This is a genomic window from Burkholderia sp. AW49-1 (assembly GCF_053427845.1).
Genome location: NZ_JBSAXF010000011.1, coordinates 108,830 through 133,631 on the forward strand (window position 1 = coordinate 108,830; position 24,802 = coordinate 133,631).

Sequence of the window (24,802 nt, forward strand, 5' to 3'; positions counted from 1 at the left end):
GCGCAACCCTCATTCCCGCCACCAGCAAGGCTTTACCTAGTATAAACCCTAATCTTCATCACTCACCGCCCCGGAAATCTCCGGTGACGGAGCTAGTATTTTCATGTAGATTTTCTACAATTCGATTGCGATACACTCGCTCATCCGAACCCGATTTTCATTCGCCGTCCCATGCTGCCTCGCATTGAAGCGATCCGCGCCGACCTGCGCCCGTCCGAGCGCAAGCTCGCCGACTACATTCTCGCCGCGCCGCGCGAGGTGCTCGACCTCGCGATGACCGAGCTGTCGACCCGCGCGGGCGTCAGCCAGCCGACCATCGCGCGCTTCTGCCAGGCGCTCGGTTGCAGCGGCTTTCGCGAATTCAAGATCCGGCTCGCGCAGAGCGTCGCGCCGGGCGTGTCGTCCGTCTATCGCGACGTCGAGCCCGACGAGCCCGCGCCCGGCATCATCGGCAAGGTGTTCGACCGCACGATCGGCGCGCTGATCGAAGTGCGCAACAGCCTGTCGGCCGGCAGCGTCGCCGACGCGATCGCGCTGCTGTCGAACGCGTCGCGCATCGAGTTCTACGGCGCCGGCGGCTCGGGCATCGCCGCGCAGGACATCCAGCACAAGTTCTTCCGGCTCGGCGTGCCGAGCGTCGCGTATTCGGACCCGCACACGTTCTCGATGTCGTCGGCGCTGCTCGGGCCGCACGACGTCGTCGTCGCGATCTCGAATACCGGCCGCACGCGCGATATCGTCGATGCCGCGCGCTCGGCGCTCGCGTGCGGCGCGAAGGTCGTCGCGATCACGCAGAGCCACTCGCCGCTCGCGAAGCTCGCGACGGTGAGCCTCGCATCGAACGTGGCCGAGGAAACCGACGTGTTCTCGCCGATGACGTCGCGGATGTCCCATCTCGCGATCGGCGACATCCTCGCCGTCGGCGTTGCGCTGTCGCGCGGGCCCGCGCTGATGGAGCGCGTCGGCCGCGCGAAGGAAGCGATCACGCGTCGCCGGATAGACGACCCGACGAAGGAATGACGTGTACGAGGCGCACGTGAAAACGGCGCCCCGAGGGGCGCCGTTGCGCAGCGATCGATTACCGGCGTGCCGCCGCCGGAAAGTTCAGAACGGCTTGATCACGACCAGCGCGACCGCCGCGAGCATGCCGAGCACCGGCAGTTCGTTGAACACGCGATACCACTTGTCGGTGCGTTTGTTCTCTCCACGCTCGAACACCTTCAGCAGGTGCCCGCAGTACGCGTGATAGATCACGAGCAGCAGCACGACCGTCACCTTCGCGTGGATCCAGCCCTGCCCCTGGCCGATGCCGATCACGAGCCAGAGCCACAACCCGCATGCGAGCGCCGGCACGGCGATCATCGTCATGAAGCGAAACAGCTTGCGCGCCATCAGCAACAGGCGCCGCACCGCGGCCGGATCGGTCTCCATGGCCAGGTTCACGTAGATGCGCGGTAGGTAGAACAACCCCGCGAACCACGCGGCGATCAGAACGATATGGAACGTCTTGACCCAGAGCATTGCCATCGGTTGTGCGCCTCGCTTTACTGACGGCCTTCGCCGTGCCCCAGCACGACGTACTTCAGCGACGTGAGCCCTTCCAGGCCGACGGGGCCGCGTGCGTGCAACTTGTCGTTCGAGATGCCGATTTCCGCGCCGAGGCCGAATTCGAAGCCATCCGCGAAACGCGTCGACGCGTTGACCATCACGCTCGCCGAGTCGACTTCGCGCAGGAAGCGCATCGCGCGGTCGTGATCCTCGGTGACGATCGCATCGGTGTGATGCGAGCCGTAGTGGTTGATGTGCTCGATCGCGGCGTCGAGGCCGTCGACGACCTTGATCGCGAGCACCGGCGCGAGATATTCGGTGTGCCAGTCTTCGTCGGTGGCGTCGACGAGCGGCCCGATGCCCGCCTCGGCGAGCACCGCGCGCGCGGCCGCATCGACGCGCAGCTCGACCTGCTTGTCGCGATACAGCTTGCCGAGCGGCGGCAACAGCGTCGCCGCGATGCCGCTCGCAACGAGCAGCGTTTCCATCGTGTTGCAGGTGCCGTAGCGGTGCGTCTTCGCGTTGTCGCACACCGTCAGCGCCTTGGCGAGATCGGCGCGATCGTCGACGTACACGTGGCAGATGCCGTCGAGGTGCTTGATCATCGGCACGCGCGCCTCGTTGATCAGGCGCTCGATCAGGCTCTTGCCGCCGCGCGGCACGATCACGTCGACGTATTCGGTCATCGTGATCAGCTTGCCGACCGCCGCGCGATCGGCTGTCGCGACGACCTGCACGGCGTCCTGCGGCAGGCCGGCCGCCTCGAGCCCCTCGCCGATCAGCTTCGCGAGCGCCGCGTTCGATTCGAGCGCCTCGGAGCCGCCGCGCAGGATCGTCGCGTTGCCAGACTTCAGGCACAGCGCGGCCGCGTCGATCGTCACGTTCGGGCGCGACTCGTAGATGATGCCGATCACGCCGAGCGGCACGCGCATCTGGCCGACCTGGATCCCGCTCGGGCGGTACTTGAGATTGCTGATCTCGCCGATCGGATCGGCCAGCGATGCAACCTGACGCAGGCCTTCCACCATCGTCTTCAGCGCCTTGTCCGACAGCGTCAGGCGGTCGATGAACGCCGCATCGAGCCCCTTTTCACGGGCACGGGCGACATCGCGTGCATTCGCATCCTTCAGCGCCTGCGCGTCGCGCTCGATCGCGCGTGCCACGGCGTCGAGCGCCGCGTTCTTCGCTGCCGTGCTGGCGCGCGCCATCGCGCGGGAAGCGTGCCGGGCACGGCGGCCCAGGTCCGTCATGTACTGGTCGATATCCATCGTGTGACTCGAAAAGCGAGCCGCTTGGCGCGGCGTGAATTCGTGGGAAGCGTGGAGCGCGGCGGCAAGCGGGCCGCGCCAGCAATCGAAACATTGTAAGCGGGTTGCGATGCGTGTGCCGAAGGCCCGGACGGGGCCTAACGACGCACGCGACCCGCGGTCGGCGGTCGCTCGCCGCGGGCGCCTGCCACCGTCATCGCGAGCTGGAACAGGCCGTCCCACGGATCGGGCGGCGGATCGTCCTGCGTGCGGCGGCCCGGCGTGACGGCGGACAGCCCCTTCACCTGCCGGTCGAGCTTCGCGGCGAACGCCAGCGCCTTCTCCAGCACAGCTTCCGACACGCGGTTCAGCGCGGGGCCGATCAGCCGCTCACGCGGGCCCCACACGCGGTTCTCGCGCAGCAGCGTGGCGAGCGGCTTGCCGGCCGTCGCGCCGCGCTTGATCCGCAACAGCGTGCGCAATTCCTCGACGACGGCCCACATCACGAGCACGATCGCCTCGCCCTCGCCCTTCAACCCGTCGATCATCCGCGCGAGCCGCGCTGCGTCGCCCGCGAGCATCGCCTCGTTCAGTTTGAAGACGTCGTAGCGCGCGACGTTCAATACCGCGTCATGCACCTGCTCGAACGACAGCACGCCCTGCGGATAGAGTAGCCCGAGCTTCTGGATTTCCTGGTGCGCGGCGAGCAGGTTGCCCTCGACGCGCTCCGCGATGAACTGCAGCGCGCGCCGGCCATCGTCGCCCGGCGCGGCGCGCTGGCCCTGCATCGACAGACGCTGGCCGATCCAGTTCGGCAGCTGCGCGCGGTCGACCGGATCGATCTTCAGCGCGACGCCGCCGTTCTGCAGCGCGGTAAACCACGCGGATTTCTGCGTTGCAGCGTCGAGGCGCGGCAACGTGACGAGCATCAGCGCGTCGGGATTGGGCGTCGCCGCGAGCGTCTTGAGCGCGTCGGCGCCTTCCTTGCCGGGCTTGCCCGACGGAATGCGCAGCTCGATCAGCTGACGCTCGCCGAACAGCGACATCGCCTGGGTCGCGCCGAGCAGCACGCTCCAGTCGAAGCCGCGCTCGACGGTATGCACCGAACGTTCGGTGAAGCCAGCCGCGCGCGCGGCCGCACGAATGCGGTCGCACGCTTCCTGCGCGAGCAGCGGCTCGTCGCCGTAGACGGTGTAGAGCCCGGCCATCCCCTTCGCGAGGTGCGGCTCCAGTGCATCAAGTCGCAATTGCATCGGTGCGTGCGCGGGCGATCAGAGCGGCGGCGGCGGCAGCGGCGCGCGCGGCGCAACGCCCGGCACCACGTCCTCCGGCGCTGGCGTCAGCGAGTGGACGATCGCAAGACGCCGCATTAGCTGGTCGACCGCGTCGTTCTGCATGTCGCCGTACAGGATGTCGGCTTCCTGAGCCTTCGCGTTCGTGTACTGGTCGCTGTACGTCATCGCGCGGTTCAGCGCGATCGCGCTCGGCGGGATCAGCACGGTGCCGTCCTTGCTCGTCAGCGTGTAGTTCAACGTGTAGAAGAGCGCATATTCCTGCGCCGAGCCGTACTTGTTCAGCGTCAGCGTGTTCTGCCCGCGCGACTCCCACATGCGCAGCACGGCGTCGGCGTCGTCCGCCGACTTGACGATCTTCGTGTCGCTGCCCGCCTCGACGAGGCGCACCAGGCGCGCCGCGACGGGCGCCGGCGCACCGGCCACCAGCAAGTGCTTGAACGCGTAGTTCTGCTGGCCGCGCAACTGGAAACCGCATGCCGACAGCGCGACTGCGCTGCCGACGGCGAGCATCAAAAACGATCTGCGGATCACCTTCGCTCCTTCTGTGTACGTCCAACGGCCAGCGGCCGTCAGACGACGATGTTCACGAGGCGGCCCGGCACGACGACGATCTTCTTCGCCGGCTTGCCGTCGCTGAACTTCGCGAACGCGTCGTCGGCCACCGCCGCGGCCTCGATCGCCTCGCGGCTCGCGTCCTTCGCGACCTTCAGCGCGCCGCGCACCTTGCCGTTCACCTGCAGCACGAGTTCGATCTCGGCCTGCTCGAGCGCGGCCTCGTCGACCTTCGGCCACGGGGCGTCCAGCAGCGGGCCGAATTCGTCAGCGTAGCCGAGTGCCTTCCACAGCTCGAACGTGACGTGCGGCACGACAGGGTACAGCACGCGCAACAGCACGCCGTACGTCTCGCGCAACACGCCGGGCGTCGCGCCCTTCGCGCCGTCGATCGCGTTCAGCATCTTCATCGCGGCCGATACGACCGTGTTGTACTGCAGACGCTGGTAGTCGAAATCTGCCTGCTTCAGCACGCTGTAGATCTCGCGGCGCAGTGCCTTGTCGGCGTCGCCGAGCGCGGCCGCGTCGAAGCCCGCGCGCGCGGCGAGCGCTTCGCGGTTCGTCGCGCCGAAGCTCCACACGCGACGCAGGAAGCGGCTCGCGCCTTCGACGCCCGCGCCCGACCACTCGAGCTGCTGCTCGGGCGGTGCGGCGAACATCGTGAACAGGCGCGCGGTATCGGCGCCGTACTGGTCGATCAGCACCTGCGGATCGACGCCGTTGTTCTTCGACTTCGACATCTTCTCGATGCCGCCGAGCACGACCGGCTGGCCGTCGGTGTTCAGCGTCGCGCCGACCGGGCGGCCCTTGTCGTCGTGCGTGACCGTCACGTCGGCCGGGTTGTACCAGGTCTTCTTGCCCGCCGCGTCCTCGCGGTAGAACGTCTCGTTCAGCACCATGCCCTGCGTCAGCAGGTTCTTCGCCGGCTCGCCGAACTTCACGAGGCCGAGGTCACGCATCACCTTGGTCCAGAAGCGCGAATACAGCAGGTGCAGGATCGCGTGCTCGATGCCGCCGATGTACTGATCCATCGGCATCCAGTAATCGGTGCGCGCGTCGACCATCGTCTCGGCGTCCGGCGCCGTATAGCGCGAGAAGTACCACGACGAATCGACGAACGTGTCCATCGTGTCGGTTTCGCGCTTCGCGGCCGCGCCGCACTTCGGGCACGTGCAGTTCAGGAACGCTTCCGACTTCGCGAGCGGGTTGCCCGAGCCGTCCGGCACGAGGTCTTCCGGCAGCACGACCGGCAGGTCCTGCTCCGGCACCGGCACGTCGCCGCACGACGGGCAGTGGATGATCGGGATCGGCGTACCCCAGTAGCGCTGGCGCGATACGCCCCAGTCACGCAGGCGCCACGTGACCTGCTTGTCGCCGAAGCCGCCGGCCTTCAGGTCGGCCGCGATCGCATCGACCGCCGCGCCGTATGCCATGCCGTCGTACTTGCCGCTGTTGACGCAGACCGCGACTTCCTTGTCGCCGTACCACTCCTGCCACGCGTCCAGCGAGTACGTCTGGCCTTCGGCCGCGATCACCTGCTTGATCGGCAGGTCGTATTTCTTCGCGAACGCGAAATCGCGCTCGTCGTGCGCCGGCACGCCCATCACCGCGCCTTCGCCATAGCTCATCAGCACGTAGTTGCCGATCCACACCTCGACCGGCTCGCCCGTCAGCGGATGCGATACCGTGAAGCCCGTCGCGACGCCCTTCTTCTCCATCGTCGCGACATCGGCTTCGGCGACGCCGCCGCGCTTGCATTCGTCGATGAACGCCTGCAGTTCCGGCTTGCCCTGCGCAAGGCGCGTGGCGAGCGGGTGCTCGGCCGCGATCGCGCAGAACGTGACGCCCATGATCGTGTCGGCACGCGTCGTGAACACCCGCAGGAGCGCCTTCTCGCCGTCGAGTTCGTACGGGAAGCCGAAGTTCACGCCGAAGCTCTTGCCGATCCAGTTCTGCTGCATGATCTTCACGCGCTCGGGCCAGCCGAGGCCGTCGAGGTCGTTCAGCAGCTCGTCCGCATACTGCGTGATGCGCAGGTAGTACATCGGGATCTCGCGCTTCTCGACGAGCGCGCCCGAGCGCCAGCCGCGGCCGTCGATCACCTGCTCGTTCGCGAGCACGGTCTGGTCGACCGGGTCCCAGTTCACGGTGCCCGTCTTCTTGTACGCGATGCCCTTCTCGAGCATCTTCAGGAACAGCCACTGGTTCCACTTGTAGTAGTCGGGCTTGCACGTCGCGATCTCGCGCGACCAGTCGATCGCGAGGCCCATCGACTGCATCTGGCCCTTCATGTAGTCGATGTTGTCGTAGGTCCACTTCGCGGGCGGCACGCCGTTCGCCATCGCGGCGTTCTCGGCCGGCATCCCGAACGCGTCCCAGCCCATCGGCATCAGCGTGTTGTAGCCGTTCATCCGCAGATAGCGGTACATCACGTCGTTGATCGTGTAATTGCGCACGTGACCCATGTGCAGCTTGCCGGACGGGTACGGCAGCATCGACACGCAGTAGAACTTCGGCTTCTGCGAATCTTCCTTCGTCTTGTAGGCATCGGCTGCGCGCCAGTCGCCCTGAGCGGCGGCTTCGACGTCGGCGGGTACGTATCTCTCGTGCATGGTGTGGTTCGGACTAGGCTTTAAGCGGCGCGCCACGAGGCGGGCACGCGGAAGTGGACGAAATCGGGCAGCCCGGCGGCGGGAGCAGGCTCACGGTTCTCGGGCCTGCCTCATGGTTCTGGATATTCGCCGGGTAACCCGGAAGGTCTCCAGGTTACCCGGCGAAACCCTGCCAACCGGGCGGAAACGACGATTATACCGTCCGTGGCGGGCGGGACGGCCGGTCTCGCGGGCCGGCCATGCATTCTTGCCCGCCCGGGCGCGCGGGCGGCCTGCGCGTCAGCGTGCCGCGCCCGCGGCAGCCGGCGCGGCGGTGCCCGCCGGCGGCATGTCGGTGACGAAGCCGATCCGCGTGAGGCCCGCGGCCTGCGCGGCGCCCATCACCTGCGCGATCACGTCGTAGCGGGTCGCGCGCGATGCGCGCAGCCGCAGCTCGGGCGGCGCAGCGCCCGCGGCGGCGGCCCGGAAGCGCGCCGGCAGCGCGTCGAGTGCGACGGGTGCGTCGTCCCAATAGAGTTTGCCGGCGTCGTCGATCGACAGCGTGACCGACTGCGGCGTGTCGCGCGCGACGCCGGCCGCGACCTTCGGCAGGTCGAGCCGGATCGCGTGCGTCATCAGCGGCGCGGTGATGATGAAGATGACGAGCAGCACGAGCATCACGTCGATCAGTGGGGTCATGTTGATCTCCGCCATCGGCGCGGACGTCTTGTGGTGCTCCAGCCCGCCGAATGCCATGGTCGTTCCTCCCGGCCGCGCGTCAGGCGCCCTGCGCGCACACGAATACGTGCAGGTCGCGCGCGAAGCCGTCGAGTTCCTCTGCGAGCTGGCGCACGAGCCGCCCGAGGATGTTGTAGGCGAGCACCGCGGGGATCGCGACGACGAGCCCGAACGCGGTCATGATCAGCGCCTCGCCGACCGGCCCCGCGACGTTCTCGATCTGCGCCTGCCCGCTTGCGGCGATGCTGCCGAGCGCGTGGTAGATGCCCCAGACGGTGCCGAGCAGGCCGACGAACGGCGCGGTGCTGCCGATCGACGCGAGCAGCACCTGACCGAACTCGAGACGCCGCTGCGAGCGCAGCATCGCGTGACGCAGCGCACGCAGCACACGTTCGCTGCGCTCGACACGCGCGGCGAGCGCGGCCGGATCGTGTTCGTCGGCCGCATCGCGCGCGGCTTCGGCGAGCGGTACGAACACGCGCTCGCGGTCGGCATCGGCGAGCGCGGCGATGCCGGCGTCGAGCGACGCCGCGCGCCAGAACGAGGCGAGCGCCCGCGGCCCCTGCCGCTTCGCGCGGACCAGCAGCCAGGCTTTCATGAGGAGGAAGCACCAGCTGGCGACGGACATCGCCAGCAGCACATAGGCGACGGCGTGCGTGATCGCATCGCCGCTTTCGAGGTAGTGGACAACGCCGGTGGGAATCGCCATCGGAGTTTCCCCGTGAGGGTCAGCGCAGGCCGAGCACGTCCTGCATGTCGAACAGGCCGGCGCCGCGCGCCGACAGGAAGCGGACCGCACGCAGCGCGCCCTGCGCGTACGACACGCGGCTCGACGACTTGTGCGTGATCTCGATCCGTTCGCCGATCCCGGCGAACAGTACAGTGTGATCGCCGACGATGTCGCCGCCGCGCACGGCCGCAAAGCCGATCGTCGACGGATCGCGTTCGCCCGTCACGCCGTGGCGGCCGTACACCGCGCATTCGTCGAGCGAGCGCCCGAGCGCGCCGGCAACGGCCTCGCCCATCATCAGCGCGGTGCCCGACGGCGCGTCGACCTTGTGACGGTGGTGCGCCTCGATGATCTCGATGTCGTAGCCGTGCGAGAAATGCTTCGCCGCGAATTCGAGCAGCTTCAGCGTGACGTTCACGCCGACGCTCATGTTCGCCGCGAACACGATGCCGATCTTGCCTGCCGCGGCCTGCAGCTCCGCCTTCTGCTCGGCGGTGAAGCCGGTCGTGCCGATCACGAGCTTCACGTCGTGGCGCAGCGCGGCCGCGACGTGCGCGATCGTGCCTTCCGGCCGCGTGAAGTCGATCAGGTAGTCGGCCTGCGCGAAGACGGCGTCGAGGTCGTCGGTCAGCTTGATCCCGGTTTCCTTGCCGAGGAACGCGCCAGCGTCCTGGCCGAGGAACGGCGAATCGGCGCGGTCGAGCGCGCCGACGAGCTGCGCGTCGGAATCGTTGAGAACGGCTTCGATCAGCATCCGGCCCATACGGCCCGATGCACCGGCAATCGCAATCTTCATGGCTTTCTACACGACAGGTCTAAAGGCGGGCGGCGCATGCCGCCCTGTTTCCGCTCGCCGGCCGCTTATTGCGACTGGGCCGGCGCGGTGAGCGGCTGATTCTGCAGGTTGTCCGAACCTCGCGGGCCGACCGGCGGCGACGCCTCGTTCGACACGTTCGGCTGCGGCGGGCGATGGAACTGGAATTGCGGCTGGATCGCCGGCGCGGCGCCCGGCGGCTGGCCGCCCGGCACCGGCGCGCCACCCGAGGCCTGCGCGGACGGCGTGAAGCGGCGAGCGGTCGTGCCCTGCCCCGACACCTGGTTGGTCGCGCGGTTCGCCGCGCGCGCCGCCTGGGCGTTGGCATCCTGATCGACGACCGCGCCGGACACCGGCTCGGCGGACGGGCTCGCGGCAGCAGCGGCTTCGGACGCCTTCTTCGCCGCGGCCGCGGCCTTCGCCTTCTTGCCGCCGCGATCGCCGTCGATATCGGCCAGCAGGTCGAGTTCGGAAGGCAGGTTCTCGGCACCCGTCCAGCTCGCGAGGCGATCGCCCGAGAACGTCAGCACGAGGTCGCGCTGCTGGACGACGGACGTCGAGCCGCGCTTGAAGTAAAAGAGGTAATCCCAGCGGTCGGCATGGAACATGTCCGACAGCAGCGGCGTGCCGAGCAGCGCGCGGACCTGCTCGCGCGTCATTCCGGCCTGCAACTGCGCGGCCTTCTCCTGCGACACGAAGTTGCCCTGCACGACGGTGATCCGATAGGGCGTGATGCTCTGCGCGATGCGCTGCGTCACGCTGTCGTACGACGAACAACCAGCCAGCGCGGCAACGGCGGCGGCAGCGATGATGGCACTCCGCATGCGACTCCTCTGAAGGTGCGAAAGAGATTCCGGGAACATTTCCGTCACCGTGCAGGCCCGCGTCGCGGGCCGCGCGTGTTTCTGGAACGGCGAAAAGCCGGTAACATTGAAGCCCTGCATTGTACTCTAGGGATGCCTAGCCATGACCAATCCGACGGATCTCAAGAATATCGGGCTAAAGGCCACCCTACCGCGCCTCAAGATTCTCGAGATCTTCCAGCAAAGCCCGGTGCGTCACCTGACGGCCGAAGACGTCTACCGCAACCTGCTCAACGAGCAGCTCGACATCGGGCTCGCCACCGTTTACCGCGTGCTGACGCAGTTCGAGCAGGCCGGCCTGCTCACGCGCAGCAACTTCGAATCCGGCAAGGCCGTGTTCGAACTGAACGAAGGCTCGCACCACGATCACCTCGTCTGCCTCGATTGCGGCCGCGTCGAGGAATTCTTCGATGCCGAGATCGAAAGCCGCCAGCAGGCGATCGCGAAGGAACGCGGCTTCCGGCTCCAGGAACACTCGCTCGCGATGTACGGCTCCTGCACGACCGAGAACTGCCCGCACCGCAAGCACTGATCCGCACGCTTCACGCCTGCGCCACGGCCCGGCCGGCATCTCGCCGTCCGGGCCGTGTTGTTTTCGGGATCGGAATGGAAAAGGCCCGCACGTTGCGCGCGGGCCTTTTCCGGAACGTTTCCAATCGTGAGCGGCGAAGCCATGCTGCCGCCGCACGGTGCGCGATGCTCGACGCCCGATGCCGTGCCTTCGCCGCGCGTCAGGCCGCGCTCGCGCACGCCGGCGCGAACTCGAGCGCCCACGCGTCGTCGAGCGGAATCTCGTGGCAGTTCGGCTGCGGGCCGCCACGGTCGACGATCACGAAGTCGCTGACCGCGTCGAGCGCGAGCAGCGGATGGTGCCAGACGCCCTTCGCGTAGTTCACGCCCTGCCAGCCTTCGGCGAGGAACGCGCGCATCGCGTCGGGCCGGAACTCGCCGGCCGGCGCGACGACGATCGCGTAGCGCGACACGGCCGCGAGCGGAATGAACGCCTGGCTGCCGTGCGGATGGCGCTCCATCAGCGTGATCGCGACCGGCAGCGCGCGCGGCTGCGCGCGAAACACGCTGACGAGCGGCCGGCCGCCGTCCGCGCAGACGTCGATCGTCGCGAGATCGTGGAAGCGCTCGGTCGTGCCGCCGTTGATCGGGAAGTGCCGCGCGCCTTCGAGCGCGATCACGTCGCCGAACGGCGCGAACGCCTCGCGGGTCAGGCGCTCGACGCGCAGGATGTGTGGTCCGCTCATGCCGATCCCTCCTTCAAGCCGGCTCGCCCCACAGACGCAGGCGCGACACGCCGCCGTCCGGGAAGATGTTGAAGCGCACGTGCGAGACGGGGCCGAGCGCCGCGAGCTGGTCGAACGTATGCACGTGGTCCATCTGCAGCTTCTGCTCGCCGAGCAGTTCGGCCCAGAACATCGCCTGCGTGACGAGCGAATCGTCGGTGCCGCCCGCGACCCGCGCGGCCTGCAGCGAACAGCGGTCGGGGAAGTTGCCCTTGAAGAACGCCGTGTCGACTTCGACACGCCGGATGATGCCCGGCCGCGCCAGCGCGACGATCGCCCAGTCGTTGCCGGGCTCGCGGCGGCGCCGCGTTTCCCAGCCGTCGCCCATGTTCGCGCCGCGCCCCGGCATCAGCATCTGCGAGGCCGGACCGAAGTGCTGGTTGTTCGCGGCCACCAGGTAGCCGCCGTTCTCGATCGCCGCGAGATCGACGAGCTCGCCGGCCGGCACGTGGCGCCAGTCGCGCTGCGGCTGGCCGTATACGCGCAGCCGCGCGAGCCCGCCGTCCGGATACAGGTTCACGCGCAGGTGCGTGACCGGCTGCGCATCGTCGACGCTCACGTAGTGGTGCGAATTGCCCTGCAGCGTCGTCGCGGGCACGATCGTGCGCCATTCGGCATCGTCCGGCGGCGTGTCGCCGTCCACCGCGCATGCCTCGATAGACGCGGCCGGCGGGAAGTTGCCGGTGAAGTGGCTCGTATCGAGATCGACGCCGTGAATCACGCCCGGCCGCGCGAGCCGGACCACGCAGAAGTCGTGGCCGGTGGTGCGCTTGCGGCGCGTTTCCCAGCCGTCCATCCACTTGCCGTGGTCGTCGTACTTGCCGGGAATGAAGACGGCCGGCTCGGGATTCAGCATGCGCTCCTTCGGCGCGAAGAATTCGTCGCTGGCGAAGAGCGCCTGCGCGCCCAGGCGCGGGTCGGCGAGGTTCATGTAGCGCCGCGTGAAGGCCGGCGCGTTCGGATCGAGGATGGGGGCTGCCATGTCGTCTCCATTATCTTGATGAGGGCCGGCGCATCGTGGCGCCGGCCGCAGGAAATTCGTTCGCGCGAAGCGGTCGGGGAAGCCGCTTCGCGCGAGGGCGCTCAGAGCGCGTGGGCCTGGTCGCCGGCGACCGGTGCGGCGCTGCCCTGCTCGTCGGCCACGTAGCGCAGTTCGCGGTTCAGCACGCGCGTCGCTCGGGCCCGGTCGATGTCGTTCTCCCACACGGCGACGACCACCGTCGCGACGCAGTTGCCGATCAGGTTGGTCAGCGCGCGGGCGATGCCCACGAACCAGTCGACCGGCAGGATCAGCACGAGGCCGAGCACCGGAATCGCGGGAATCGCCGACAGCGTCGCCGCGAGGATCACGATCGCCGACCCCGGAATCCCGTGCGCGCCCTTCGACGTGACGAGCGATACCAGCAGCACGACGATCAGGTCATGCGTGGACAGCGGCGTGTTGGTAGCCTGCGCGATGAACAGCACGGCCAGCGTCAGGTAGATCGAGAAGCCGTCGAGGTTGAACGAATAGCCGGTCGGGATCACCAGGCCGACCGTCGAATCCTTGATGCCCATGTATTCGAGCTTGCTCATCACCTGCGGCAGCACCGCGTCCGACGACGCCGTGCCGAGCACGATCGACAGCTCTTCGCGCAGGTAGCGGATCAGCTTGAACACCGAGAAGCCCGCGATGCGCATCACGATGCCGAGCACGACCGTGACGAACACGATGCAGCTCAGGTAGAACACGGCGACGAGGTAGCCGAGCTGCTTGAGCGACGCGACGCCGTACTTGCCGGTCGTGAACGCGATCGCGCCGAGCACGCCGAGCGGCGCGAGCTTGATGATGAAGCCGATGATGCGGAAGAACACGTGCGACAGCTCCTCGATCAGGCTGTTCACGCGCTGCGCCTTGTCGCCGAGCAGCGACAGCGCGGAACCGAACAGCACCGCGAACACGAGGATCTGCAGGATGTCGCCCTTCGCGAACGCGTCGATCGCGGTCTCGGGGATGATCTTCATCAGGTAGCCGGCCGTGTCCTTCAGGCTTTCGGCGTTCTTCGCGTACGACGAGAGCGAGGCCGCGTCGAGCGAGCGGAGGTCGATGTTCATCCCGACGCCCGGGCGCGTCAGCCACGCGAGGACGAGCCCGATGCCGAGCGCGATCGTCGTCATCACCTCGAAGTAGACGACCGCCTTCAGGCCGACCCGGCCGACCTTCTTCAGGTCGCCCGCATTGGCCATCCCGCTGACCACGACGCAGAACACGATCGGGCCGATGACCATCTTGATGAGCTTCAGGAAGCCGTCGCCGAGCGGTCGCAGCGACTCGGCGAAATGCGGGAAGAACGCGCCGAGCGCGACCCCCAGGATTAATGCGACGACTACCCGGCCAAACAGCGAATTGAGGAATTTCGACACGGCGCTCTCCCGATCCAACGGTTGCAGTTTCGTCTGTTCATACTGGTAAGACCAGTGATGTTATGGTGGATAGTAGGAAGCCGATATAGTCGCGTCAAGGGCGAATAAAATAGGGATTTCCCGCGCATGCGGGGGCGGATCGTGGCTTTCCCGTAGGCCGGTCATGCATCGCGCGCAGGCGGATTACAATGCCGGTCAGACCGGCCATCGTTCACATCATGAAAAACGTTCCGCACACCGTGACCGACGCCGCCATCGCGACGATTCGCGACCGGATCGAGGCAGGCGTGTATCCGGTCGGCAGCCTGCTGCCGGCCCAGCGCCAGCTCTCCGAGGAGCTGGAAATCAGCCGCGCGTCGCTGCGTGAGGCGCTCTCCACGCTCGAGGCGCTCGGGATGCTGCGCATCCGCGCCGGCAAGGGCGTGTATGTCGAAAGCGCCCAGGCGACGGCCGCCCATCCGTGGCAGTTCGCCGAGCAGTCGTCGCCGCCCGATACGTACCAGATGCGCTATGCGCTCGAAGGGTTCGCCGCGCGGATGGCCGCGCACGTCGTCACCGACGACGACATCGCATGGTTCGAGGACAACCTCGCCGACCTGCACGTCGCGCTGACCGAAAGCGCACTCGACGAAGCGTCGCGGCTCGACTTCGACTTCCACATGCGGATCATCCATCTCGCGGGCAACGCGGCGATCGAGTCGGTGCTGCGCAGCAGCGCGGACATCATGAAGGAAAGCCAGCGCATGCCGTTCTACCGGCGCGAGCTGCTGCTGTCGACATGGCACGAGCACCGCGCGATCGTCGACGCGCTGATCGCCCGCGATGCGGCCGCGGCCGGCACGGCGATCGAGACGCACATCGCGAACGCCGCGCAACGCGCGGGCATCTTCTTCCCGACTCCGGGCGCCTGACGCCGCCGTCGGCCGGCGGTTCCGGCGGTCCCGGCAGCCGCGGCAGCCATTCTCCGGTCGTACCGGTCATCCCCCCGAAGGATCGCGATACGCGAGCGCACGCGCGATGAACGCGCGCGCCGCGACGCTGCGGTACGCGCCCTTGCGCGTGAGCAGCGCCGCCGTGCGCGACGGCAGCGGCGGATCGAGCGCCAGCGCGCACAGGTCGCCGCTCTCGCGCGCGACCGCGTCCGGCAGCACCGTCGCGAGCCGCCCGCGGCGCACGAGCTCCAGCACCGCGCTGACCGTGTTCGTCTCGATCGCGATCGTCGGCCGCGCACCCTGTTCGATGAAATACCGGTCGATGCTTTCCCGCGTCGCGAACACGCGGCTCAGCAGCACCAGCGGCTCGCCGACGAGCTCGGCCGGGCTCAGCGCGCGCCGGCGGCGGGCAAGGCGGTGCGTGCGCCCCGTCACGAGCGCGAGCGGTTCGTCCCACAGCGGCAGCGCGTCGATGTCCGGTGCACGCGGCGGCACGAACGCGAAACCCGCATCGAGCCGGTCGTCGGCGAGCAACGCCTCGATGCGCTCCTGCGGCATCGCGTCGATCGTCAGCGCGACGTTCGGGAAATCCGCATGGAACGCGTCGATCAGCGAGCCGCTCAGGTAGGCCGCGAAGGTCGGCATCATCGCGAGCCGCAGCGAACCGCTGCCAAGATCGGCGACGTCGTGCAGCGCGCGCTGCCCGGCATCGAGTTCATGCAGCGCCGCGCGCGCGTGACGCGCATAGACCTCGCCGAATTCGGTGAGCTGAACCGCGCGGCCCGAGCGGTCGAACAGCTGCACGCCGAGCATGTCCTCGAGCTGGCGGACCTGCTGCGACAGCGTCGGCTGCGACACGTGCAGCACATCGGCCGCGCGCGTGAAGCTGCGCTGCTCGGCGACGGCCAGGAAATAGCGGATGTGACGGAGTAGCATCGCGGCCAGTGTATTGGTAATGCCAATGGATACCATAAGAATCCAGTCTTGGACGCTATGGTTCGATTTCCGCATCATACGCACATCCGCTCCCGCCCACGACGCCTGGCCGCCGCACCGGAGCGGCTCACCCGGGCCCGCCCTCCCTTCGCCCGCCGCACGACGATCCGCTGCCCCGTCCGGGCGCCGGCCACGCTCACCCCGGCGCGCATCGGCGCATCGCCGATACGTAGACGTCGGCCCCGATTTCCGCAACCCCGCGTTGCCGACGGCCCGTGCCGCCGGCCGGCGGCGCTGTTTTTTCGCGACCATGGAACCGCATCACGACAACCATCCTCCCCTGACCCGCGCGATGACGCTGTTGTTCGCCTGCGCGTGCGGCATCGTCATCGGCAACATCTATTACGCGCAGCCGCTGCTCGCGGCGATCGCGCACAGCTTCGGCCGCCCGCCCGCCGAACTCGGCTATCTCGTCACGCTGACCCAGCTCGGCTATGCGGCGAGCCTGCTGCTGATCGTCCCGCTCGGCGACGCGGTCAATCGCCATACGCTGATCGTTCGGCTGCTCGTGCTCAACGTGATCGCGCTGATCGCCGTCGCGTTCAGCACGAACTTCACGATGTTCGTCGTCGCGAACGTCGCGCTCGGCTTCGTCACGTGCTCGACGCAGCTGCTCGTGCCGTTCGCCGCCTCGCTCGCCGATGCGCGCACGCGCGGCCGCGCGGTCGGCACCGTGATGAGCGGGCTGCTGCTCGGCATCCTGCTCGCGCGCGTCGCGGCCGGCGCGATCGCCGACGGGTTCGGCTGGCGCGCGGTGTACGGCATCGCCGCGGCGATGATCCTCGCGCTGACCGGCGTGCTCGCGGCGAAGCTGCCGAAGGATCGCCGCCACGCGCGGCTCGACTACTCGGCGCTGATGAAGTCGCTCGTCGCACTGGTGCGCGCGCAGCCGCTGATCGCGCTGCGCTCGATCTACGGCGCGCTCGTGTTCGCATGCTTCAGCCTGCTGTGGACCGGCCTCACGTTCCTGTTGAGCCAGCCGCCGTACAGCTATTCCGAAGGGCAGATCGGCCTGTTCGGGATCGTCGGCGCGGTGGGCGCGCTCGCAGCGACGTCGGCCGGCCGCCTCGTCGATCGCGGCCACGGCAACGCGGCGACAGGCCTGTTCGCTGCGGCCGTGCTCGCCTCGTTCGCGATGATCGCGGCCGGCGCGCATTCGCTCGTCGCGCTGATCGCGGGCATCCTGCTGCTCGACGTGGGCGTGCAGGGCATGCACATCTCGAACCAGAGCGTGATCTATGCGCTCGCCGGCAACGCGCGCAGCCGTGTGACGACGATCTACCTGACGAGCTACTTCATCGGCGGCGCATTCGGGTCGTTCGCGGCGAGCGTCGCGTACGGCGTCGATGGCTGGCGTGGCGTCTGCATCGCGGGCGCGGCGCTCTCGGGCGTGCTGATCGCCCTGTGGCTCGTGTCGCAGCGCGTCGACGCGCGGCAAGTCACGCAGTAGCCCGCTTTCGCCCTCGCCAATGAAAAAGGCACGCTCCGCAAATCGCGGGCGTGCCTTTTCTGCATGCGCGCCGTCGCGTCATCAGCAGACGATCATGCCCCCTCGTGCGCGAAATCGATCAGCACCTTCATCGCACGCTGCCGGTCACCGGCCAGCTCGAACGCGCGATTCGCGTCGCGCATCGGGAACACGCCCGTCACGGCCGGGCTCAGGTCGACGCGCCGCGCATTGATCAACTGCACCGCGAGCGCGAATTCCGCGTGGAAGCGGAACGACCCGCAGATCGACAGCTCCTTGGCGACCACGACGTTCTGCGGCAGGCTGACGTCACCGCCGAGCCCGAGCTGCACGACGACACCGCGCGGCCGCATCACGTCGAGGCCGTCGCGCAATGCGCGCGCATTGCCCGAACACTCGATCATCACGTCGAACGCCCCTTTGTCGGCGCCGTAGCGCGCGACCCAGCCGGTGTCCGTCGACGCGTTGATCGCGTGATCCGCGCCGAGCGCGCGGGCGACCTCGAGCGGCGCATCGACCACGTCGGTCGCGACGATCTCCGCCGCGCCGTGCACGCGCGCCGCCGCGACCGCCAGCACGCCGATGGGCCCGCACCCCGACACGAGCACGCGGCGGCCGATCAGCGGGCCGGCGCGCGACACCGCATGCAGCCCGACCGCGAACGGCTCGGCGAGCGCCGCGAGCGACAGCGGCACATGGTCCGCCACCTTCACGCACTGCGCGGCATCGCACACGAGCGCGTTGCGAAATGCGCCCTGCACGTGCGGCACGCGCATCGCGCTGCCGTAGAAGCGCATGTCGAGACACTGGTTCGGGAGCCCTTCCAGGCAGTAGCGGCACGCGCCGCACGGGCGGCTCGGATTCACCGCGACGCGATCGCCGACCTTCACCGACGTCACGCCCGGCGCGACCGCCGCCACCGTGCCGGCCACTTCATGGCCGAGCACCATCGGCTGCTGCAGCCGGATCGCGCCGAAGCCGCCGTGCCGGAAATAATGGAGATCGGAACCGCAGATGCCGCCCATCGCGACATCGACGCGCACCTGGCCCGGGCCGATCTCGCCCGCGTCCTGCTCTTCGAGCCGCAGGTCGTTCGGCCCGTGGATCACGAGACACATGCAACGCATACGCATGACGCTCTCCTATACCGCGCTGGTCAGGCCGCCGTCGACGAACAGCGTGTGGCCGTTCACGAAATCGGATGCGGCCGATGCGAGAAAGATCGCCGCGCCGCACAGCTCGTCGACGCGCCCCCAGCGGCCGGCCGGCGTGCGCTTGCACAGCCAGTCGGAAAACGTCGCGTCGTCGACCAGCGCGCGGTTCAACTCCGTCTCGAAATAGCCTGGCGCCAGGGCGTTCGCCTGGATGCCGTGACGCGCCCAGTCGGCGCACATCCCTTTCGTCAGCATCCGCACCGCGCCCTTGGTCGCCGCATACGGCGCGATCGTCGGCCGCGCAAGCTCGCTCTGCACCGAGCAGATGTTGATGATCTTGCCGCGGCCGCGCGCGATCATGTGGCGCGCCACCGCCTGCGCGACGTTGAATACGCCGTCGAGATTCACGCGCATCAGCGCGTGCCAGTCGTCCGGATCGAATGCATCGAGCGGCGCGCGACGCTGGATGCCCGCGTTGTTCACGAGGATGTCGATCGCGCCGACGCGCGCCTCGAAATCGTCGATCGCCGCACGCACCTGCGCGTGTTCGGCCACGTCGAACACCGCGTGATCGGCCGCGAAACCTTCGTCGCGGAAATGGCGCGCGAGCGTCGCGGCCTTCTCCTCATTGCGATCGTTGATCACGATCGCCGCACCGGCCTCCGCGAGCCCGCGGGCGAGCGTCAGCCCGATCCCGCGTCCGGAACCCGTGATCAGGGCGCGGCGGCCGTCCAGGCGGAACCGGTCAAGCGCGTTGCTCATGCATGTCTCCTCGTGCCATCGAGCCGACCGCCGGTCGCGGCCGGTCTCGCGATGAGCGTATCTTCGGCGCTCGGCCGGGGTCGCGCCAATGGTCATTTTTGATCCGGTTATCATGAAACCCGATCACCATCCGCTGCCGCCCGCCCACCATGGAACTCAAGCAATTGCGCGCCTTCGTCACGCTCGCGGAAGAGCTGCATTTCGGGCGCGCCGCGCAGCGCCTTTTCATCGTGCAGTCCGCGCTGAGCATGCAGATCAAGGCGCTCGAGGAAGATCTGGGTGCACGCCTGTTCGAGCGCGATCGCCACAAGGTCGAACTTAGCGATACCGGACGCGTGTTCCTGCCCGAGGCGCGGGCGACGCTGCAGCAGGCCGCGCGTGCGGAGCAGATGGCGCGGCTGTCGAGCCGCGGCGAGATCGGCACGCTGCGCATCGCGTTCGTGTCGTCGGTGCTGCCGGCGCTGCTGCCGGCCGTGCTGCGCACGATGCGCGAGCGCTATCCGCTGATCGCGCTCGAACTGAAGGATCTGCCGACGCCCGACCAGATCGCCACGCTGCGCGACCGGCGCATCGATTTCGGCATGATCCGGCTGCCGGCCGCGTATGCGGGCATCGATACGCGCGTGGTGCTCGAGGAGGGCTTCGTCATCGCGCTGCCGATCGACCATCCGCTCGCCGCGCACGAGACGATCGACCCGGCCGCGTTGCGCGGCCAGCCCGCGTTCGTGCTCGCGCGCCGCTACGCGCCCGGCTTCCACGACGACATGCTGCTCGCGCTGAGCCGCGCGGGCACGACGCTCGAGATCGCGCAGGAATTCGGCGAATTCACGACGATGCTCGCGCTCGTCGCGGCCGGGATGGGGATCGGGCTGATCCCGGCGGAAGCCGCGAGCGCGCTGCCGCCGAACGTGCTTGCGCGGCCGCTCGACCTGGCCGGGCACCGGACCGGCATCGGCCTCGCGTGGACCGACCTCGACGGCCCGCTGAAGCGCGCGTTCGTCGACGCGCTCGAACACGTGACGGCGAACGCCGGGCAATAAAAAAAAGCCCGGCCGGAAAAACCGGGCCGGGCTCGTTCGCCACGCAGACCGCCTTGCGGCGGCCGCCTGACGTGCGGGATTACTTCGCGTTCGCGAATGCGACTGCCGTATCCAGCATGCGGTTCGAGAAACCCCACTCGTTGTCGTACCAGCTCGACACCTTGACGAGGCGGCCCGACACCTTGGTCAGCGTCGCGTCGAACGTCGACGAAGCAGGATTGTGGTTGAAGTCGATCGACACCAGCGGTGCGTCGTTGTAGCCGAGGATGCCCTTCAGCGCGCCTTCCGATGCTTCCTTCATGATCGCGTTGACTTCCTCGACCGTCGTGTCGCGCTTCGCGATGAACGACAGGTCGACGATCGACACGTTGATCGTCGGGACGCGGATCGCGTAACCGTCGAGCTTGCCGTTCAGTTCCGGCAGCACGAGGCCGACGGCCGATGCAGCACCCGTCTTCGTCGGGATCTGGCTGTGGGTGGCCGAACGCGCGCGGCGCAGGTCTTCGTGGTAGACGTCCGTCAGCACCTGGTCGTTCGTGTACGCGTGGATCGTCGTCATCAGGCCGGTTTCGAGGCCGATCTTGTCGTTCAGCGGCTTGACGAGCGGCGCGAGGCAGTTCGTCGTGCACGATGCGTTCGAGATGACGGTGTGCTCGGCCTTCAGCACGTCGTGGTTCACGCCGTAGACGATCGTTGCGTCGACGTCCTTGCCGCCCGGCGCCGAGATGATCACCTTCTTCGCGCCGCCCTTCAGGTGCGCACTCGCCTTTTCCTTCGTCGTGAAGAAGCCCGTGCATTCCATCACGACGTCGACGCCCAGCTCGCCCCACGGCAGTTCCGCCGGGTTGCGGTTGGCCAGCACGCGGATCTTGTCGCCGTTCACGACGAGGTAGTCGCCGTCGACCGACACTTCGCCCGGGAACTTGCCGTGCGCGGTGTCGTACTGGGTCAGGTGCGCGTTGGTCTTCGCATCGCCCAGGTCGTTGATCGCGACGATCTCGAGATCGTGCTTCTTGCCGTTTTCATAAAACGCGCGCAGCGTATTGCGGCCGATACGGCCGTAGCCGTTGATTGCGACGCGAATCGTCATGGTCTATCTCCTGATGGCTGAAAAAATTCGTTTCGTGCAGCTTCACGGTGCGACGCGCGCCGGGGGTGGCGCGCGTCGCGAATGCTTTTAGGCCAGCACGGCCTTCGCGGTCTCGACGACGTGCTCGACGGTGAAGCCGAAGTACTTGAACAGCACACCGGCCGGGGCCGATTCGCCGAACGTGTCGATCCCGACGACGCCGCCTTCGAGGCCGACGTACTTGTGCCAGAACGCGGTCACGCCCGCTTCGATCGCGACGCGGCGCACGCCGTGCGGCAGCACGCGTTCGCGGTACTCGGCGTCCTGGCGGTCGAACACGTTGGTCGACGGCATCGACACGACGCGGGCCGCGATGCCCTGCTGCGCGAGCGGCTCGACGGCCTTCATCGCGAGTTCGACTTCCGAGCCCGTCGCGATCAGGATGATCTTGCGCGCGACGATCTCTTCGTCCCAGTCCTTCAGCACGTAGCCGCCCTTCTCGATGTTCGCGATCTGCGCGTCGGTGCGCGGGTTGAACGCGAGGTTCTGGCGGCTGAAGATCAGGCTCGACGGACGGTCTGCGGCAACCGCGTGGGTCCATGCGACGGCCGTCTCGACCGTGTCGGCCGGACGCCATACGTCGTGGTTCGGGATCAGGCGCAGGCTCGACACGTGCTCGATCGACTGGTGCGTCGGGCCGTCTTCGCCGAGGCCGATCGAATCGTGCGTGAACACGAAGATCGACGGGACCTTCATCAGCGACGCGACACGCAGCGCGTTGCGGCTGTAGTCGGAGAACGTCAGGAAGGTGCCGCCGAACGGCTTGTGGCCGCCGTGCAGCGCGAGGCCGTTGATCGCGGCGCTCATGCCGAATTCGCGCACGCCGTAGTTGATGTGGTTGCCGAGCAGCACGCCCGCGCCTTCCGGATTCGCGCGGACCGCCTTCGATGCCTTCCAGTTGGTCAGGTTCGACCCGGTCAGGTCGGCCGAGCCGCCGAGCAGTTCCGGCAGTGCGGCAGCCAGCCCTTCGATCGCCTGCTGCGATGCCTTGCGGGTCGCGACCGTCTCGGCGCGCTCGTTCGCGCCGGCGATGATCGCCGCGGCCTTCTCGGCCCAGTCGGCCGGCAGCTTGTTGGCCATCCGGCGCTCGAATTCAGCGGCTTCTGCCGGGAACTTCGCGCGATATTGCGCGAACGATGCGTCCCATTCGGTTTCGGCACGCTTGCCGGCTTCCTTCGCGTCCCATGCCGCATAGACTTCCTGCGGGATCACGAACGGTTCCCACTTCCAGCCGAGCGCTGCGCGCGTCTTCGCGATTTCTTCCGCGCCGAGCGCCGCGCCGTGCACGTCGTGGCCGCCGGCCTTGGTCGCCGCGCCCTTGCCGATCACCGTCTTGCAGCAGATCAGCGTCGGCTTGTCCGACAGCTTCGCCTTCGCGATCGCCGCGTCGACTGCGTCGACGTCATGGCCGTTCACGTTCGGGATCACGTTCCAGCCGTAGGCTTCGAAGCGCTTCGGGGTGTCGTCGTGGAACCAGTTGACGACGTCGCCGTCGATCGAGATGCCGTTGTCGTCGTACAGCGCGATCAGCTTGTTCAGCTTCAGCGTGCCCGCGAGCGAGCAGGCTTCGTGCGAGATGCCTTCCATCAGGCAGCCGTCCCCGAGGAACACGTACGTGTGGTGATCGACGATCTTCGCGCCGTCGCGGTTGAACTCGTCGGCCATCAACGCTTCGCCGAGCGCCATGCCGACCGCGTTCGCCAGACCCTGGCCGAGCGGGCCGGTGGTCGTCTCGACGCCCGGCGTGATGCCGAATTCCGGGTGGCCCGGCGTCTTCGAGTGCAGCTGGCGGAAGTTCTTCAGCTCTTCCATCGGCAGGTCGTAGCCGGTCAGGTGCAGCAGCGAGTACAGCAGCATCGAGCCATGGCCATTCGACAGCACGAAGCGGTCGCGGTCTGCCCAGTGCGGGTTCGTCGGGTTGTGCTTCAGGTGGCGCGACCAGAGCGCAACGCCGATTTCGGCCATGCCCATCGGCATGCCGGGGTGGCCGGAGTTCGCTTGCTGGACGGCGTCCATCGCGAGCGCACGGATCGCGTTGGCCATCAGGGTGGTGGAGGCGGGAGACGAAGTCGTCATGTCGAGTCCGGAGAACGAGTCGAGGAAACGGGGGCACGGCGGCATCCGGCAGCTCGAGCGTCAATCGTTCCCGGCGCGCGGTGCGGCGCCTGACGGACGCGAAGCGGACGGAGCCTACGGACGGGGCTGCAAAGCTCGACATTTTAACAGATGGGCTGACATTTCCCTTGTCGGCGCGCGGTGTTCCGGCACGCTTTTCCGCGGAACCGCACGCCTCCTATAATTCAGGCGTCGGAACTGCCCGCCCCGAGCGGCCCGCCCGTGAACACGACCCTTCTCTTCCATCCCACGCCCGACGCCGCGTACGGCTTCCCGAACGCACGCCGGCTCGCGCACGTCGCGTCGCCGCACCAGCACATCGAAGTCTGGGAAACCCCGCAGCTCGGCCGCCTGTTCACGCTGGACGGACGGCCGATGACGTCGGTCGGCGACGAATACGTGTACCACGAGTGCATGACGCACCCGGCCGCGCTCGCGCATCCGTGCCCGCGCAAGGCGCTCGTGCTCGGCGGCGGCGACGGCGGCGCGGCGCGCCAGCTGCTCAAGCACGCGTGCATCGAGCGGATCGTCGTCGCCGAACTCGACGATGAAGTGGTCGGCATGGCGCGCCGCTATCTCGACGACGTGCACCAGGGCGCGCTCGACGACCCGCGCGTCGAGGTCGTGATCGGCGACGCCGCGCATTTCGTCACGTCGACCGTCGAGCATTTCGATCTCGTCGTGTTCGACCTCACGCCGCCCGATTCGCCGGCGGCCGGCCTCTATACGCGCGAGTTCTACGCGCGACTCAAGCGGATCCTCACGCCGTGCGGCGCGATCTCGCTGCATCTCGGCTCGCCGGTGTTCCACGCGGCGCGCATCGCCGCGCTGCTCGCCGACCTGCGCGCGAGCTTCGCGTTCGTCGATCCGTTGTCTGCGCACGTGCCGCTGTACGGATCCCAATGGCTGATGGCGATCGCGAGCGACACGCTCGATGCCGCCGCGCTGTTCGCGCACGACATCGACGAGCGTCTCGCCGCGCGCCGCGTGCAGGGCTTGCGCTACTACGATGCGCGACTCCATGCGGCCCTCTTTGCCCTGCCGCGCGCGCTGCGCGATACACTGGGCGTTCGTCGCTGAGCGTCCCGGGCAGACGCATCGTTCTGCGGGTTGATCGCGCGTTCTCCCGC

The 24,802-nt window shown here is 68.1% G+C and carries 23 protein-coding genes; 6 read left to right on the plus strand and 17 right to left on the minus strand.

Annotation, left to right across the window (positions count from 1 at the left end; genetic code table 11):
- Window positions 1-171 precede the first annotated feature (171 nt).
- Entirely contained in the window at window positions 172-1,020 is an 849-nt protein-coding gene (locus ACV22W_RS18545) for a MurR/RpiR family transcriptional regulator (protein ID WP_059608236.1), read from the plus strand.
- 84 nt (window positions 1,021-1,104) lie between these two features.
- Here ACV22W_RS18545 and ACV22W_RS18550 read toward each other — a convergent pair whose 3' ends face one another.
- The 9 genes from ACV22W_RS18550 to ACV22W_RS18590 form a co-directional block, all read right to left on the minus strand.
- Entirely contained in the window at window positions 1,105-1,527 is a 423-nt protein-coding gene (locus ACV22W_RS18550; protein WP_107938103.1) for a CopD family protein, read from the minus strand.
- A 17-nt stretch (window positions 1,528-1,544) separates the two neighbouring features.
- The gene (locus ACV22W_RS18555; protein WP_175909072.1) at window positions 1,545-2,816 is read right to left on the minus strand and encodes a glutamate-5-semialdehyde dehydrogenase; all 1,272 of its coding nucleotides are present in this window, start codon (window positions 2,814-2,816) and stop codon (window positions 1,545-1,547) included.
- 137 nt (window positions 2,817-2,953) lie between these two features.
- Window positions 2,954-4,048, minus strand: a complete 1,095-nt coding sequence (gene holA, locus ACV22W_RS18560; RefSeq protein WP_448020917.1) for a DNA polymerase III subunit delta — start codon at window positions 4,046-4,048, stop codon at window positions 2,954-2,956.
- Between the two features lie 18 nt (window positions 4,049-4,066).
- Window positions 4,067-4,621 carry an LPS-assembly lipoprotein LptE gene (locus ACV22W_RS18565; protein ID WP_448020919.1) on the minus strand — a complete coding sequence of 185 codons (555 nt, stop codon included), beginning with the start codon at window positions 4,619-4,621 and terminating at the stop codon, window positions 4,067-4,069.
- Window positions 4,622-4,659: 38 nt separating this feature from the next.
- Entirely contained in the window at window positions 4,660-7,254 is a 2,595-nt protein-coding gene (leuS, locus tag ACV22W_RS18570) for a leucine--tRNA ligase (protein ID WP_448020920.1), read from the minus strand.
- A gap of 279 nt (window positions 7,255-7,533) precedes the next feature.
- A complete protein-coding gene (locus ACV22W_RS18575) occupies window positions 7,534-7,989 on the minus strand; it encodes an ExbD/TolR family protein (RefSeq protein ID WP_448020921.1) in 456 nt (151 codons plus the stop codon).
- A gap of 22 nt (window positions 7,990-8,011) precedes the next feature.
- The gene (locus tag ACV22W_RS18580) at window positions 8,012-8,680 is read right to left on the minus strand and encodes a MotA/TolQ/ExbB proton channel family protein (protein WP_059535286.1); all 669 of its coding nucleotides are present in this window, start codon (window positions 8,678-8,680) and stop codon (window positions 8,012-8,014) included.
- Between the two features lie 19 nt (window positions 8,681-8,699).
- Window positions 8,700-9,497: a 4-hydroxy-tetrahydrodipicolinate reductase gene (gene dapB / locus ACV22W_RS18585; RefSeq protein ID WP_059535284.1), complete on the minus strand. Its 798-nt coding sequence runs from the start codon at window positions 9,495-9,497 to the stop codon at window positions 8,700-8,702.
- 65 nt (window positions 9,498-9,562) lie between these two features.
- The gene (locus ACV22W_RS18590; RefSeq protein ID WP_448020922.1) at window positions 9,563-10,339 is read right to left on the minus strand and encodes an outer membrane protein assembly factor BamE; all 777 of its coding nucleotides are present in this window, start codon (window positions 10,337-10,339) and stop codon (window positions 9,563-9,565) included.
- Window positions 10,340-10,481: 142 nt separating this feature from the next.
- On the opposite strand from ACV22W_RS18590, the gene fur reads away from it, so the two are divergent.
- Window positions 10,482-10,910 carry a ferric iron uptake transcriptional regulator gene (gene fur, locus ACV22W_RS18595; RefSeq protein WP_006753314.1) on the plus strand — a complete coding sequence of 143 codons (429 nt, stop codon included), beginning with the start codon at window positions 10,482-10,484 and terminating at the stop codon, window positions 10,908-10,910.
- A gap of 199 nt (window positions 10,911-11,109) precedes the next feature.
- On the opposite strand, the gene ACV22W_RS18600 is transcribed toward fur, so the two are convergent.
- The 3 genes from ACV22W_RS18600 to ACV22W_RS18610 all read right to left on the minus strand — a co-directional run bounded on the left by ACV22W_RS18600 (window position 11,110) and on the right by ACV22W_RS18610 (window position 14,076).
- Window positions 11,110-11,634 (minus strand): ureidoglycolate lyase, encoded by a 525-nt coding sequence (locus ACV22W_RS18600; RefSeq protein WP_448020924.1) that lies wholly within the window; start codon window positions 11,632-11,634, stop codon window positions 11,110-11,112.
- 13 nt (window positions 11,635-11,647) lie between these two features.
- Window positions 11,648-12,655 (minus strand): allantoicase, encoded by a 1,008-nt coding sequence (gene alc, locus ACV22W_RS18605; RefSeq protein WP_448020926.1) that lies wholly within the window; start codon window positions 12,653-12,655, stop codon window positions 11,648-11,650.
- Window positions 12,656-12,756: 101 nt separating this feature from the next.
- The gene (locus ACV22W_RS18610) at window positions 12,757-14,076 is read right to left on the minus strand and encodes a C4-dicarboxylate transporter DctA (protein ID WP_059535511.1); all 1,320 of its coding nucleotides are present in this window, start codon (window positions 14,074-14,076) and stop codon (window positions 12,757-12,759) included.
- Window positions 14,077-14,264: 188 nt separating this feature from the next.
- Between ACV22W_RS18610 and ACV22W_RS18615 the strand changes: the two genes are divergently transcribed.
- Entirely contained in the window at window positions 14,265-14,987 is a 723-nt protein-coding gene (locus tag ACV22W_RS18615) for a FadR/GntR family transcriptional regulator (protein ID WP_175911119.1), read from the plus strand.
- A 66-nt stretch (window positions 14,988-15,053) separates the two neighbouring features.
- On the opposite strand, the gene cynR is transcribed toward ACV22W_RS18615, so the two are convergent.
- Window positions 15,054-15,944, minus strand: coding sequence for a transcriptional regulator CynR (gene cynR, locus ACV22W_RS18620; RefSeq protein ID WP_448020928.1), 891 nt, complete (start codon window positions 15,942-15,944; stop codon window positions 15,054-15,056).
- A gap of 310 nt (window positions 15,945-16,254) precedes the next feature.
- Here cynR and ACV22W_RS18625 point away from each other — a divergent pair, with 310 nt between their 5' ends.
- Complete coding sequence (locus ACV22W_RS18625) at window positions 16,255-17,454, plus strand: MFS transporter (RefSeq protein WP_448020929.1); 1,200 nt, start codon at window positions 16,255-16,257, stop codon at window positions 17,452-17,454.
- Window positions 17,455-17,546: 92 nt separating this feature from the next.
- Here the strand turns inward: ACV22W_RS18625 and ACV22W_RS18630 are convergent, their stop codons facing one another.
- On the minus strand, window positions 17,547-18,605 hold the full coding sequence (locus tag ACV22W_RS18630; protein WP_448020931.1) for an L-idonate 5-dehydrogenase: 1,059 nt from the start codon (window positions 18,603-18,605) through the stop codon (window positions 17,547-17,549).
- Between the two features lie 9 nt (window positions 18,606-18,614).
- A complete protein-coding gene (locus ACV22W_RS18635; protein WP_448020933.1) occupies window positions 18,615-19,388 on the minus strand; it encodes an SDR family NAD(P)-dependent oxidoreductase in 774 nt (257 codons plus the stop codon).
- Window positions 19,389-19,537: 149 nt separating this feature from the next.
- On the opposite strand from ACV22W_RS18635, the gene ACV22W_RS18640 reads away from it, so the two are divergent.
- A complete protein-coding gene (locus ACV22W_RS18640) occupies window positions 19,538-20,428 on the plus strand; it encodes a LysR substrate-binding domain-containing protein (protein WP_448020934.1) in 891 nt (296 codons plus the stop codon).
- A 79-nt stretch (window positions 20,429-20,507) separates the two neighbouring features.
- Here ACV22W_RS18640 and gap read toward each other — a convergent pair whose 3' ends face one another.
- Window positions 20,508-21,518 (minus strand): type I glyceraldehyde-3-phosphate dehydrogenase, encoded by a 1,011-nt coding sequence (gap, locus tag ACV22W_RS18645; protein WP_006485712.1) that lies wholly within the window; start codon window positions 21,516-21,518, stop codon window positions 20,508-20,510.
- 87 nt (window positions 21,519-21,605) lie between these two features.
- Complete coding sequence (gene tkt / locus ACV22W_RS18650; protein WP_448020935.1) at window positions 21,606-23,678, minus strand: transketolase; 2,073 nt, start codon at window positions 23,676-23,678, stop codon at window positions 21,606-21,608.
- Between the two features lie 216 nt (window positions 23,679-23,894).
- Between tkt and speE the strand changes: the two genes are divergently transcribed.
- Window positions 23,895-24,752 (plus strand): polyamine aminopropyltransferase, encoded by an 858-nt coding sequence (gene speE, locus ACV22W_RS18655; protein ID WP_448020937.1) that lies wholly within the window; start codon window positions 23,895-23,897, stop codon window positions 24,750-24,752.
- The last annotated feature ends 50 nt before the right edge of the window (window positions 24,753-24,802 follow it).

Bases quoted from the DNA above. Each gene is read 5' to 3' on its own strand.
- ACV22W_RS18630 (WP_448020931.1), bottom strand. From the start codon at position 18,605: ATGCGTATGCGTTGCATGTGTCTCGTGATCCACGGGCCGAACGACCTG.
- ACV22W_RS18550 (WP_107938103.1), bottom strand. From the start codon at position 1,527: ATGGCAATGCTCTGGGTCAAGACGTTCCATATCGTTCTGATCGCCGCG.
- ACV22W_RS18590 (WP_448020922.1), bottom strand. From the start codon at position 10,339: ATGCGGAGTGCCATCATCGCTGCCGCCGCCGTTGCCGCGCTGGCTGGT.
- gap (WP_006485712.1), bottom strand. From the start codon at position 21,518: ATGACGATTCGCGTCGCAATCAACGGCTACGGCCGTATCGGCCGCAAT.
- ACV22W_RS18580 (WP_059535286.1), bottom strand. From the start codon at position 8,680: ATGGCGATTCCCACCGGCGTTGTCCACTACCTCGAAAGCGGCGATGCG.
- ACV22W_RS18545 (WP_059608236.1), top strand. From the start codon at position 172: ATGCTGCCTCGCATTGAAGCGATCCGCGCCGACCTGCGCCCGTCCGAG.
- dapB (WP_059535284.1), bottom strand. From the start codon at position 9,497: ATGAAGATTGCGATTGCCGGTGCATCGGGCCGTATGGGCCGGATGCTG.
- alc (WP_448020926.1), bottom strand. From the start codon at position 12,655: ATGGCAGCCCCCATCCTCGATCCGAACGCGCCGGCCTTCACGCGGCGC.
- fur (WP_006753314.1), top strand. From the start codon at position 10,482: ATGACCAATCCGACGGATCTCAAGAATATCGGGCTAAAGGCCACCCTA.
- ACV22W_RS18575 (WP_448020921.1), bottom strand. From the start codon at position 7,989: ATGGCATTCGGCGGGCTGGAGCACCACAAGACGTCCGCGCCGATGGCG.
- ACV22W_RS18600 (WP_448020924.1), bottom strand. From the start codon at position 11,634: ATGAGCGGACCACACATCCTGCGCGTCGAGCGCCTGACCCGCGAGGCG.
- ACV22W_RS18555 (WP_175909072.1), bottom strand. From the start codon at position 2,816: ATGGATATCGACCAGTACATGACGGACCTGGGCCGCCGTGCCCGGCAC.
- ACV22W_RS18625 (WP_448020929.1), top strand. From the start codon at position 16,255: ATGGAACCGCATCACGACAACCATCCTCCCCTGACCCGCGCGATGACG.
- ACV22W_RS18615 (WP_175911119.1), top strand. From the start codon at position 14,265: ATGCCGGTCAGACCGGCCATCGTTCACATCATGAAAAACGTTCCGCAC.
- leuS (WP_448020920.1), bottom strand. From the start codon at position 7,254: ATGCACGAGAGATACGTACCCGCCGACGTCGAAGCCGCCGCTCAGGGC.
- cynR (WP_448020928.1), bottom strand. From the start codon at position 15,944: ATGCTACTCCGTCACATCCGCTATTTCCTGGCCGTCGCCGAGCAGCGC.
- ACV22W_RS18635 (WP_448020933.1), bottom strand. From the start codon at position 19,388: ATGAGCAACGCGCTTGACCGGTTCCGCCTGGACGGCCGCCGCGCCCTG.
- tkt (WP_448020935.1), bottom strand. From the start codon at position 23,678: ATGCCGCCGTGCCCCCGTTTCCTCGACTCGTTCTCCGGACTCGACATG.
- holA (WP_448020917.1), bottom strand. From the start codon at position 4,048: ATGCAATTGCGACTTGATGCACTGGAGCCGCACCTCGCGAAGGGGATG.
- ACV22W_RS18640 (WP_448020934.1), top strand. From the start codon at position 19,538: ATGGAACTCAAGCAATTGCGCGCCTTCGTCACGCTCGCGGAAGAGCTG.